The organism is Nitritalea sp. (assembly GCF_054166705.1).
The window spans coordinates 17,694-30,257 of sequence record NZ_JBSZCV010000011.1; the positions used below are offsets into that span (position 1 = coordinate 17,694).

Consider the following 12,564-nt stretch of genomic DNA (forward strand, 5'->3'; position numbering starts at 1 on the left):
TGAAAACGTAGCATTATGAAAAGGAAATTATATAGTATATTCCTAGCGCTCAGTGTGTTTTTTGTGAGCTCTTGTGAATTGGATCTTTTGGATGATCCAAATGCCGTGACAAATGAGACGGCAAATCCAAGCTTTGTGCTAAACCGAATTCAAACTGATTACGCTGCTTTATTTAATACAGCAAGTACCTTCGGTATGCGTCTGACTCGAATTATGAGTCAGCCGAACAACTTGTATGAGCAAGCCTATGTTCCTGTGACCTTTAATGGGCTATGGACGAACTCCTATGCGAATATCTTAAATGATATTCAGTTTCTGGAAGATTTAAATGAGCGTAATCCTATTCCACAGCACTTGGGAATTGCACGTACGATTAAAGCGCTCGTTTTGATGCATTTAGTGGATCATTTCGATGAAGTTCCTTTCAGTGAGGCGCTGAATCCGGCTATCTTCAACCCTTTAGTGGATCCAGGAGAGCAGGTGTATGCAGCCTCCTTAACGGCGATTCAGCAGGCTAGAGAGGCTTTCGGGCAGAGTTCGGCCTTTGTTCCGACGGACTTTTTCTATGGCAATAGCCGTGCGAAGTGGTTGAAACTATTAAATACGCTAGAGGTTAGGTATCATTTGAATCGCAAATTAGTTGATCCTAATGGAGCACGTACGGAGATTAATCGCTTAATCGCCACAGGTGAGTTGCTTGCTGAGGGAGATGACTTTGTGTTCCGTTATGGTACTTCTCAGACGAATCCAGACTCTCGTCATCCTCGCTACAGCCAGTATGGTCAGGGGGGTGGAGATTATCAGTCTACTTGGTACATGTTTCATTTGACAGAAGCTAAAGGATTTACCGATCCAAGAGCACGCTTTTACATCTACAGACAAGTAAACGAAAATCCAACTGACCCGGATAAGTTGCGCTGTATTTCAGAGATCGCTCCTTCACACTATTTAGCTGGAGGCTGGCCGTTTTGTTTACCCAATATGATCGATGGTCGCGGCTATTGGGGTCGTGATCACCTGAACGCAGAAGGGATTCCACCTGATAATTTCGATCAAAGTGTCTATGGGCTTTATCCAGCAGGTGGGCGATTTGATGACGATTCTGCCTCACCGGTAGATAGTCCTACATTAGGAAATGGAGGGGCTGGAATTCAGCCGATCATGTTAGCTTCTTTCCTCGACTTTATGTTGGCAGAGGCAGCCCAAACGATCGGGACTACAGGAGATCCAAAAATGCTTTTAGAAAGTGCCATCCGTAAACATATGGCCTATGTTCGAGAGTTTGGTCTCTCTAGTGCTGAGGGAGGAGTAATTCAAGCCTTCCGTCCTGATGCCGTATGGACCTCGAATGTGGAAAATTATGTAACCTTTGTTTTAGCTGAATGGGATGCCGCTCCTTCGGGTCGTAAGATGAATTTGATCGCGAGAGAATATTGGTTGTCTCTCTATGGTAATGGAGTAGAGGCTTACAATCTCTACAGAAGAACGGGCCAGCCGGACAACATGCAGCCGGGCTTACTAGCGAATTTTGGGGACTTCCCTCGCTCTTTCTTTTATCCAAATAACTTCATCGTGACGAATAATCGTGCACAGCAGAAGGATAATCAGCGTCAGCGCGTATTCTGGGACACAAATCCTGAAGGTAACGACTGGGTTTATTAACATTAAACTGAAACGAATATGAAATTCATAAAAAATTCTGTCCGCTTGATGCTCCTCATGGTGCTTGCATTAGCGTCTTGTACGGACTTCGTAGAGCCGCGTATTCCCTATGCGGAATTTGATACAGGAACTTATTTAAGAACGATTTCTAGAATTAGCGATTCGTTTGACTTCTTTAATTTGGAAAACTCTCGTTTTGCGCTAACACTGGAAGCGGTAGATATCGAAGATGGAGGTACCGTGTCCACCGTGGAAATTAGAGTACGTCACAGAAGACTTATCCCAGGTGTAGGTTTGGAATTTACCCCAGCCTCCGGAGATAACTTAGTGATCACTTTAGATGCCTCTGATTTTACGCCAAATACAGAAAGCCGTTTCCTGAGAACGACCTTTTCTATAGATGCAGTCGATGCTATACAGGCAGCAGGCCTTACTGTAGCTGATGTAGAAGCGGGTGATACTTTTGAGTTCCGTTTAGTGCTCACGACTACCTCAGGACGGGTGTTTTCGGCAGATAATCGAAGTGCGGATGTGGCAGGCGGTTTCTTTTATGCGTCCCCCTTCTTGTATAATGTGTCCGTTATTTGTCCCTCTGATTTAGCTGGCGAATATGCTTATATCAATGAGGGCGCTAGAGGTCCTTTAGGTGCCTGTGAGGGTCCTCAGGAGGGAACGGTTACGCTATCTGCGCGTGCTGATGGTTTCTCTTATAGCGTTTCTGACGGTACCTTTGGCTACTGGGCTTGTATAGGCGATACCTGGGGAGATGGCGATGTGCGACTATCTGATGCATGTGGTGTGCTTTCCTTATCTGGAACGGATAAATACGGGGATAGCTATTCCATGGAGGTAATCGCTACGAGTACGGAAGAAATCACTTTCGTATGGGTAAATACCTACGGGGAAACAGGTACCGTAACTTTATTTGCGAATCCAGGGGTTCCTTTCCCGGACAACTTAAGATAGTAGATCTAATCAGTAAACTTTCTTCATACATAAAAAATAGGTGTCTGTTTCAGACACCTTTTTTTGTGTAGGAGACGTGGCTCTTGCCGATTTTTTCAGGTCTGTTAACCATTAAATCGATATGTTGACACCATACGCGACCGAATCACTCGAATTTTCCCCTATTTTTTTTAAAGATAAAATCTTTTTTTTGGTAAATTAATGTAGTTAGCTTTTGTTTTTTATTGAACGTGTAAAGCGATGTAGTGACCACTACCAAATTTCCTTTGGGGATAATTCTAAAAAGTATCTTTTATTTTTTTATCGATTCCTGCGATAGAGAAAGAGGGAATAAAGTAGACTATATTCCTGATAAGCAAACATATTTGCATATTCGTTTAAGCGGTTTTTCTATGATTTTAGACTCATGTATCTTTGGAGCAAGAAAAATAATAACCATGGATAAACATTCGTACATCGCTAATGCTCATGTAAACTACATAGATCAACTCTATGAAGCGTACAAATCCGACCCCACTTCAATAGACCCAAGCTGGAAAAGCTTTTTCGACGGCTTTGACTTTGCCATCGAACGTTATGGAGACGAAGAAGAGCGCCCTGCTGCTTCGGCCTCTAATGGCTCGACGGCAACTCCTCCTCCTGCAAATGGTGCCCTAGCCACTAAAGGGACCATTATGGATATGGAGCAGCTGCCAAAAGAAATTAAGGTGCGTGCACTTATTCACGCGTATCGCTCACGTGCTCACCTGCGCTCGAAGACCAATCCCGTTCGGGAGCGTAAAGATCGCCGTGCCCTGATCGACTTGGAGGATTTTGGCCTAGGCCAAAGTGACCTGAAAACTGTTTTTCAAGCGGGCAATGAGATCGGCATCGGAGAAAGTACGCTGGAAAAGATCGTAGACGCTCTAAAGACGATCTACGAAGGCCCCATGGGATTCGAGTACCTGTATATCCGAGACCCGGAAATGCTGGACTGGTTGAAAACCAAAATTGAGAAAGAAGCGCTCGCCTTCAACCCTACGGTGGAGGAAAAAAAGCGTATCCTGTCGAAGTTGAACCAAGCCGTCGTTTTCGAGAACTTTTTACATACGAAATACCTCGGTCAGAAGCGTTTTTCCTTAGAGGGGGGAGAGTCCACGATTCCGTTTTTAGATGCCCTTATCAATAAGGGTGCTGAATTAGGCGTGGAGGAAGTGATGATCGGGATGGCGCACCGCGGTCGTCTGAACGTGCTCTCTAATATCATGGGCAAGACCTATGAGCAAATTTTTTCGGAGTTCGAGGGTACGGCTAAGCCGGATCTTACGATGGGAGATGGCGATGTGAAGTATCATATGGGCTATTCCAGCGACATCATCACGCCGGAGGAGAAGAAAGTCAACTTAAAGCTAGCGCCGAACCCTTCTCACTTAGAGGCAGTAAACCCTGTGGTGGAGGGCTTTATTCGTGCGAAAATCGACTCTCAGCATAAGGGAGATAGCAAAAAAGCACTTCCTATCCTCATCCATGGCGATGCTGCGGTGGCGGGACAGGGTATCGTCTACGAGGTGACACAAATGGCGGATCTAAAAGGCTATAATACAGGGGGTACGGTACATTTTGTGATCAACAATCAGGTGGGCTTTACCACTGACTTCGATGATGCACGTTCGTCGATTTATTGTACCGATGTGGCGAAGATTATCGATGCGCCTGTTATCCACGTGAATGGGGATAATGCTGAGGCGGTGGTTTTTGCAGCGAAGCTGGCAGCCGAATTCCGTCAGAAATTCTCGCGCGATATCTTCATCGATATGGTTTGCTACCGTCGTCACGGACATAATGAGTCGGATGAGCCGAAATTTACGCAGCCTGGACTTTATAATATCATTTCGAAGCATCCGAACCCGCGTGAGATTTACGTAAAGCGCTTGACGGAGCGTGGAGATATCGATGCTAAGATCGCAAAGCAGATGGATAAGGAATTTCGTCAGCTGCTTCAGGATCGCTTAAACATGGTAAAAGAGAAGCCACTTCCGTATCAGTTTACCAAGTTCGAGCAGGAGTGGCAGTCTTTACGTTTTTCGAAGGCGGAGGATTTCGAGTCTTCACCGGAGACAGCTATTACGGAGGAGGCCATCGAAAAGGTGGCGGCTGCACTGACGGAGGTGCCGAAAGGATTTAAGCCAATCAAGCAAATCGATGCGCAGCTCAAGCAGCGAAAAGAGATGTTTTATAAGGCTAAGTCGCTCAACTGGGCGGCGGCGGAGCTGCTCGCGTATGGTTCGTTACTGTTAGAAGGTAAAACTGTGCGTATTACGGGGCAAGACTGCCAGCGCGGAACCTTCTCGCATCGCCATGCAGTGGTGCATGATGCTACCTCGAACAAGCCCTATAACTTCTTAAAGGAGCTAGCAGACAGCAAGGGGCAGTTTCATATTTACAACTCCCTGCTTTCGGAGTATGCGGTACTGGGTTTTGAATATGGCTATGCCATGGCGAATCCAAATTCCCTGAGTATCTGGGAGGCGCAGTTCGGAGATTTTGCGAACGGTGCCCAGACGATGATCGATCAGTTTATTTCTTCTGGTGAGTCGAAGTGGCAGAAGATGAATGGCATCGTCATGCTCCTGCCTCATGGTTACGAAGGACAAGGCCCCGAGCATTCGAATGCCCGTCCGGAGCGCTTCTTGCAGCTGTCGGCGGAAAACAATATGGTGGTGGCAAATATCACGGAGCCGGCTAACTTCTTCCACATGCTGCGTCGTCAGTTGACATGGGAATTTAGAAAGCCTTGTATCGTGATGTCTCCTAAATCCTTATTGCGTCATCCGAAGGTGATGTCTCCGATCGAAGACTTTACGAAGGGCAAGTTCCGCGAAATCATTTTAGATGATAAGGTGGAAGCCGCAGAGGTCAAGCGCGTAGTGCTATGTTCTGGAAAGATTTTCTATGACTTGGATGAGGCCCGTGAGAAGGAGAAGGTAAAAGATGTGGCCATCCTTCGTGTGGAGCAGCTGCACCCCTTCCCGAAGAAGCAAATTCAAGAGGCCCTGGCCAGCTATGGGGATGCTGAGGTGGTTTGGGTTCAGGAAGAGCCGGAAAACATGGGCTACTGGAACTATATTTTGAGGCTCACCTTCCGTGATATGCCGATGGAGGTCATCGCTCGGAAACCGAGTGCATCTCCTGCAACGGGTTACATGAAAGTCCATGTACAGGAGCAGGAGGCAATTGTCCATAAAGCACTTAAAATCAGCTAAGCGCTTTTTTGGCGCACTAATCTTTGGCCGGCAGGCCTAATCTAAAATTAAATCCGTAAATTCACCTTCCCCCCTTCTGTAGGTGGGGAGGGAATTCAAAACATACAGATACAATGAGCCTAGAAATTAAAGTTCCTACAGTAGGAGAATCGATCTCTGAAGTCACCATCGGGCAGTGGTTTAAGCAAGACGGCGACTACGTGGAGATGGACGAAGTAATATGTGAGTTGGAGTCGGATAAGGCGACATTCGAGCTGACTGCGGAAGCGGCTGGCGTGCTCCAAACAAAAGCAGCTGAGGGAGATACCTTGGAAATCGGTGCGGTTATTTGTGTCATCGACACGGAAGGGTCCGGCGATGGTGCTGCACCGATGGCGTCTAGTGAAAAAGGGTCAGAGGAGCCATCTTCCAGTGACTCTGGGGCTTCTTCTGAGGCGAAAGCCACTGGCGAGGTGAAGGAAATGGTGGTGCCGACGGTGGGGGAATCCATCACGGAGGTATCCCTGGCGACTTGGTTGAAGGAGGATGGCGACTATGTGGAGCTGGATGAGATCATCGCAGAGGTGGACTCGGATAAGGCGACCTTTGAGCTTCCTGCGGAGGCGAGCGGGATTTTGCGCCATGTGGCGCAAGAGGGGGATACGATCGAAATCGGTGGCTTGATCTGTAAGATAGAAGTGACTTCTGGTGGGGCTCCTGCGGAGACTGCTGGCAGCGCTTCTGATGCTCCTAAGGCGGATGCTGCGGCTTCTTCTGGTTCGGAAACGTATGCGACAGGTCATGCTTCTCCTGCGGCGGCGAAAATTTTACAGGAAAAGGGCATCGACCCTGCCCAGGTAAAAGGGACGGGCAAGGATGGTCGTATTACGAAGGAAGATGCGCTTCAAGCGAAGGTGGAGGCACCGAAACCGGCTGCTGCCGCTGCGCCGAAGCAGGAGGCAGCGAAGCCTGCCGCGGAGCAAACGGCCGCGCCAAAGGCTTCTGCAGGCCTCAGCCGTGACTCCAAGCGGGAAAAAATGTCTTCGCTACGCCGCACGGTTTCCCGTCGCTTAGTGGCGGTGAAAAATGAGACGGCCATGCTGACGACCTTTAATGAGGTGAACATGGGGCCGATCATGGACATCCGTAAAAAATACAAGGAGCAATTTAAAGAAAAGCATGGCGTGAACTTGGGCTTTATGTCTTTCTTCACGAAGGCGGTTTGTGTGGCGCTTCAGGAGTGGCCGGCGGTAAATGCGCAGATCGACGGAAATGAAATGATTTTCCATGACTTCTGCGATGTTTCGATCGCGGTATCGGCGCCAAAAGGGCTTGTGGTCCCGGTGATTCGAAATGCGGAGTCGATGAGCTTCGATGAGATCGAAAAAGAAGTGGTGCGTCTAGCTACGCGCGCGCGTGATAATAAATTGACGATCGAGGAGATGACCGGAGGGACTTTCACGATCACGAATGGCGGTATTTTCGGTTCGATGATGTCTACGCCGATCATTAATGCGCCGCAGTCTGCTATACTAGGTATGCATAATATCGTGGAGCGGGCAGTGGTGGAAAATGGCCAGGTGGTCGTTCGTCCGATGATGTATTTAGCGCTGTCCTATGATCACCGTATCATTGATGGCAGAGAGTCTGTCAGCTTCTTGGTGCGTGTGAAACAGCTGCTGGAAGATCCAACCAGACTCCTTTTTGGTGTCTAAAGAGGTGGGTTTGTGAGGAGGGGGCTGTCTCTGATGGAGGCACTCCCCTTTTTTTCGGTTCCCTAGCGACGGGGAGGGCTTAGGCGAAAAAGTCGCTTTTACTGCGCTGACGCGCTTATTTATCTTAAAACATATTCCAAAATGACATACGACGTTATCGTTATCGGATCAGGTCCGGGTGGCTATGTAGCCGCGATTCGGGCTGCTCAGCTGGGCATGAAAACCGCGTTAATCGAAAAATATAGCACCTTAGGGGGGACTTGCTTGAATGTGGGTTGTATTCCTTCTAAGGCACTTTTAGACTCTTCGGAGCATTATCATAATGCAGCCCATACGTTTAAGACGCATGGGATAGACCTAGAGAACTTAGGGGTTAACCTAGGCCAGATGATCGCGCGTAAAGACGATGTGGTCAAGCAGAATGTCGACGGCATTCAATTTTTGATGAAGAAAAACAAAATAGATGTTTTTCACGGCTTAGGGTCTTTCGTGGACAAGAATACGGTAAAAATCACGAAGGAGGATGGAGCCTCTGAAGAGATCACGGGGAAAAATATCATAATCGCTACAGGGTCCAAGCCGATGAGTTTACCATTTATCGAGCTGGACAAGAAGCGTGTTATTACTTCTACGGAGGCGCTGAAATTAAAGGAGATTCCCAAACATATGATCATTATCGGTGGTGGTGTCATCGGGATGGAGCTGGGTTCTGTGTATGGCCGTCTCGGAGCTAAGGTCTCTGTAGTGGAGTACCTGGACGCGATCATTCCATCTATGGACCGCACGATGGGGAAGGAACTGCAGAAGTCGCTGAAAAAGCTAGGCTTCGATTTCTACCTGAAGCATAAGGTGGTAGGGGTAGAAAACCAAGGCGATGAAGTAGAGGTGAAGGCAGAAAATGCGAAAGGCGAGACGATCAGCTTGAAAGGTGATTATGTGCTCGTTTCTATCGGTCGCCGCCCGTACACGGATGGCCTGAATGCTGAGGCAGCAGGCGTCAAGCTTACCGATAGAGGACAAGTGGAGGTGGATGAGCACTTACGGACGAATGTGCCGAATATTTTCGCCATCGGAGATGTGGTGAAAGGAGCCATGCTAGCCCACAAAGCCGAAGAAGAAGGGGCTTTCGTCGCTGAAGTAATCGCTGGGCAGAAGCCTCATATCAACTATCTCCTAATTCCAGGGGTGGTATATACATGGCCGGAGGTAGCGTCTGTGGGCTACACGGAAGAGCAGCTGAAGGAGCAGAAGCGAAAATACAAAACCGGTAAGTTCCCCTTTATGGCTTCAGGCCGTGCACGTGCCTCCATGGATACAGATGGTGTCGTGAAGGTGCTGGCCGATGCGGAGACAGATGAGATTTTAGGTGTTCACATGATCGGGCCACGTACAGCCGATATGATCGCTGAGGCGGTGGTGGCGATGGAATTCCGTGCCTCCGCAGAGGATATTTCCCGCATGTCGCACGCCCACCCGACCTACACAGAAGCCTTTAAGGAGGCCTGTCTGGCCGCAACAGATAACCGAGCACTGCATATTTAATTCTACGGATGAAGTGTTAAGTCAAAAAAAAACCGCGATCGCTTTAGGGTGATAGCGGTTTTTTTTATGGGTCGCAGGTGTAGGCCTTATTTTAAGGTTTTCAAAAAAAGCCTTGGATTCTTGCCTCTTGGTGGCTGACTTAAAAAATAATTTATTAATATTGCACCAATTTAGCCATAAGTAATTAACCTCTTTTAAATCCCACTCTAAAATGCCTAAGGATACTAGTATCAAGCACGTCCTCCTAATCGGATCAGGTCCCATCATCATCGGTCAAGCTTGCGAGTTTGACTATGCCGGTTCTCAGGCGTCTCGATCACTTAGGGAAGAGGGTATTAAGGTAACCTTAATCAACTCTAACCCAGCCACCATTATGACGGATCCGGTGACGGCAGACAATGTATATCTGTTGCCACTCGAAAAGAAGTCGATTGTAAAAATTCTTCAAGAACATCCGGACATCGACTGTGTGCTTCCCACTATGGGAGGGCAGTCGGCCCTGAACCTTGCGATCGACTGCGATAATGCGGGCATTTGGAAGAAGTTCGGAGTGCGTATGATCGGCGTGGACATCGATGCCATCGAGACTGCTGAAAACAGAGAGAAGTTTAAAGCGCTGATGGAAAAGTTAGGCGTGGGCGTTTGTCTAGGGCGTACAGCCACCTCTTTTCTACAAGGGAATGAAATCGCGCAGGAAATCGGTTTCCCTCTAGTGATCCGTCCCTCTTATACCCTTGGAGGTAGTGGCGGGGGCTTTGTAGAAAAGCCGGAAGACTTCGAAAAGGCGCTGATGACGGGGTTAAAGGCCTCACCTACGCATGAGGTTCTAGTGGAGCAAAGCATTTTAGGTTGGAAAGAGTACGAGCTGGAAGTATTACGTGATTCTAAGGGGAATATGGTGGTGATTTGTTCGATTGAGAACTTTGACCCCTGTGGGGTCCACACCGGAGACTCTATCACGGTCGCCCCGGCCATGACACTTCCGGACACGGTGTATCAAGAGCTCCGAAACCTGGCCATCAAAATGATGAATGGTATCGGCAACTTCGCAGGGGGCTGTAATGTGCAGTTTGCCGTGAGCCCAGACAATAAAGACATCATCGGCATCGAAATTAACCCGCGTACCTCTCGCTCTTCGGCATTGGCCTCCAAGGCGACAGGGTATCCCATCGCGAAGGTAGCGGCGAAACTCGCGATTGGTTATAACTTGGATGAGTTGAAAAACTCTATTACTGGTAACACGTCGGCCTTTTTCGAGCCCGCGATCGATTATGTGATCGTGAAGATTCCGCGCTGGAACTTCGATAAGTTCAGAGGCTCAGATCGCAAGCTTGGTCTTTCCATGAAGGCGGTAGGCGAGGTAATGGGTATCGGAAGAAATTTTCAGGAGGCACTACAAAAGGCCTGTCAGTCCCTAGAAATCAAGCGAAATGGATTAGGGGCCGATGGCAAAGAGTTGCAAGATCAAGAGAAGATTTTATATAGCCTGGCAAATCCAAGCTGGGACAGACTTTTCCATGTGTATGATGCTTTTAAGCTGGGGATTTCCTTCCGCACGATTTATGACTTGACCAAGATCGACAAGTGGTTCCTCAAGCAAATTGAGGATTTAATCGAGCTTGAGCATCGTATCGACGCGCACACATTGGAAAGTATTCCGAGAGAATTAATGTTTGAGGCGAAGCGTAAGGGTTATGCAGATCGACAGCTAGCGCATCTACTGGGCTGCTTAGAAAGCGAAGTGTTTAAAAAACGCTATGAGGAAATGGACATCAAGCGGGTGTATAAGCTGGTGGACACCTGTGCGGCGGAATTTGAGGCGCAGACGCCGTACTATTACTCCACCTTCGGAGAGGAAAACGAAGCGATTCCTTCTGATAAAAAGAAAGTTGTCGTATTAGGGTCGGGGCCAAATCGCGTCGGCCAGGGGATTGAATTCGATTATTCCTGTGTGCATGGGGTGCTGGCGGCCAAGGAATGTGGCTATGAGACGATCATGATCAACTGTAACCCAGAGACGGTGTCTACGGACTTCGACGTGTCGGATCGTCTCTTCTTCGAGCCTGTATTTTGGGAGCATATTTATGAAATCATTTTGCAGGAAAAGCCGGTAGGGGTGATCGTGCAGCTCGGAGGCCAGACCGCCCTGAAGCTGGCAGAAAAACTAGACAAATACGGCATCCCGATTATTGGGACGAGCTATGAGGCACTGGATTTAGCAGAAGATAGAGGTCGTTTCTCTACTTTGTTAAAAGAAAATGAGGTGCCTTATCCAGAGTTCGGGACTATTCATAATACAAATGAAGCGCTGGAGCTGTGCAGAACATTAGGTTTCCCGCTTTTAGTGCGGCCTTCCTACGTGCTAGGTGGGCAGGGGATGAAAATCGTTATCAACGAGAAGGAGCTTGAAGAGCACGTAGTGCGCGTGCTGCGCGATATTCCGAAAAATGAAATCTTGTTAGACCACTTCTTGGAGGGAGCGATAGAAGCTGAGGCAGATGCGATTTGCGATGGCGAGGATGTCTACATCATCGGAATCATGCAGCATATCGAGCCGGCGGGTATTCACTCGGGCGATTCCTATGCTGTTTTACCTCCCTACAACTTGGGAGACTACGTGATGCGGCAGATCGAGACCTATACGAAAAAGATCGCATTGGCCCTGAAGACTAAAGGGTTGATAAACATTCAGTTCGCCATCAAAAATGATATGGTCTATGTAATCGAGGCGAACCCGCGTGCTTCCCGCACCGTTCCTTTTATCTGTAAGGCGTACCAAGAGCCCTATGTAAATTATGCCACGAAGGTGATGCTCGGGGAGAAAAAGGTGAAAGACTTTACGTTCAACCCTGTGAAAAAGGGCTACGCGATTAAGGAACCCGTTTTCTCTTTCCATAAATTCCCGAATGTGAATAAGGAATTAGGGCCTGAGATGAAATCTACTGGTGAAGCCATTTACTTCATCGAGGATCTAATGGACGACTATTTCTTAAAGATTTACGCGGAAAGAAACCTTTATTTGAGCAGATAAGTTATTGAAGGAGAGATAGTCGGAGGGATCCGGATATTGAGTTTTAATGAAGAAGGGCCGGGCGACCGGCCTTTTGATTTCTATCCCATGGGGCGGACAGCTATGCCGTAGGAGTTTAATAAAGACAATAATATTTATGGGTTTTATTTTAAAGTTTTTAATCATTACCATTGCCTTATCTTGGATTTTCTCCAAGCTGCTGCAGTATTTTCTGCGCAGCAAGTTGAAGCAGTTCATCGACAGGGCAAATGGCATCTATCAGGAAGAGCAGCGGAGACAGCCCACAGGTAGCCGCCCGGCATCCGGAGGAATACAGGTGGACCATATTCCGCCTAAGTTTAAGGATAAGCGAAATCGAAAAGATGATTCTGGCGATTATATCGATTATGAAGAGGTAAAAGAGTAGAAAAAATCGGAGGGAGTGGAC

The 12,564-nt window shown here is 47.9% G+C and carries 7 protein-coding genes; all 7 read left to right on the forward strand.

Annotated elements, in window-relative coordinates:
• Window positions 1-15: 15 nt before the first annotated feature.
• The 7 genes from ACXIT9_RS08845 to ACXIT9_RS08875 all read left to right on the forward strand — a co-directional run bounded on the left by ACXIT9_RS08845 (window position 16) and on the right by ACXIT9_RS08875 (window position 12,543).
• Window positions 16-1,662, forward strand: a complete 1,647-nt coding sequence (locus ACXIT9_RS08845; RefSeq protein WP_458055873.1) for a SusD/RagB family nutrient-binding outer membrane lipoprotein — start codon at window positions 16-18, stop codon at window positions 1,660-1,662.
• 18 nt (window positions 1,663-1,680) lie between these two features.
• Window positions 1,681-2,628, forward strand: a complete 948-nt coding sequence (locus ACXIT9_RS08850; protein ID WP_458055874.1) for a hypothetical protein — start codon at window positions 1,681-1,683, stop codon at window positions 2,626-2,628.
• 437 nt (window positions 2,629-3,065) lie between these two features.
• Window positions 3,066-5,870 (forward strand): 2-oxoglutarate dehydrogenase E1 component, encoded by a 2,805-nt coding sequence (locus ACXIT9_RS08855; RefSeq protein ID WP_458055875.1) that lies wholly within the window; start codon window positions 3,066-3,068, stop codon window positions 5,868-5,870.
• Between the two features lie 113 nt (window positions 5,871-5,983).
• Window positions 5,984-7,564 (forward strand): 2-oxoglutarate dehydrogenase complex dihydrolipoyllysine-residue succinyltransferase, encoded by a 1,581-nt coding sequence (gene odhB / locus ACXIT9_RS08860; RefSeq protein ID WP_458055876.1) that lies wholly within the window; start codon window positions 5,984-5,986, stop codon window positions 7,562-7,564.
• A gap of 141 nt (window positions 7,565-7,705) precedes the next feature.
• Window positions 7,706-9,106 carry a dihydrolipoyl dehydrogenase gene (gene lpdA / locus ACXIT9_RS08865; RefSeq protein WP_458055877.1) on the forward strand — a complete coding sequence of 467 codons (1,401 nt, stop codon included), beginning with the start codon at window positions 7,706-7,708 and terminating at the stop codon, window positions 9,104-9,106.
• Between the two features lie 211 nt (window positions 9,107-9,317).
• A complete protein-coding gene (carB, locus tag ACXIT9_RS08870; RefSeq protein WP_458055878.1) occupies window positions 9,318-12,137 on the forward strand; it encodes a carbamoyl-phosphate synthase large subunit in 2,820 nt (939 codons plus the stop codon).
• 46 nt (window positions 12,138-12,183) lie between these two features.
• Complete coding sequence (locus ACXIT9_RS08875) at window positions 12,184-12,543, forward strand: DUF4834 family protein (RefSeq protein ID WP_458055879.1); 360 nt, start codon at window positions 12,184-12,186, stop codon at window positions 12,541-12,543.
• The last annotated feature ends 21 nt before the right edge of the window (window positions 12,544-12,564 follow it).

Coding starts and splice junctions, on each gene's coding strand:
- ACXIT9_RS08845 (WP_458055873.1), top strand. CDS start 16: ATGAAAAGGAAATTATATAGTATATTCCTAGCGCTCAGTGTGTTTTTT.
- ACXIT9_RS08850 (WP_458055874.1), top strand. CDS start 1,681: ATGAAATTCATAAAAAATTCTGTCCGCTTGATGCTCCTCATGGTGCTT.
- ACXIT9_RS08855 (WP_458055875.1), top strand. CDS start 3,066: ATGGATAAACATTCGTACATCGCTAATGCTCATGTAAACTACATAGAT.
- odhB (WP_458055876.1), top strand. CDS start 5,984: ATGAGCCTAGAAATTAAAGTTCCTACAGTAGGAGAATCGATCTCTGAA.
- lpdA (WP_458055877.1), top strand. CDS start 7,706: ATGACATACGACGTTATCGTTATCGGATCAGGTCCGGGTGGCTATGTA.
- carB (WP_458055878.1), top strand. CDS start 9,318: ATGCCTAAGGATACTAGTATCAAGCACGTCCTCCTAATCGGATCAGGT.
- ACXIT9_RS08875 (WP_458055879.1), top strand. CDS start 12,184: ATGAAGAAGGGCCGGGCGACCGGCCTTTTGATTTCTATCCCATGGGGC.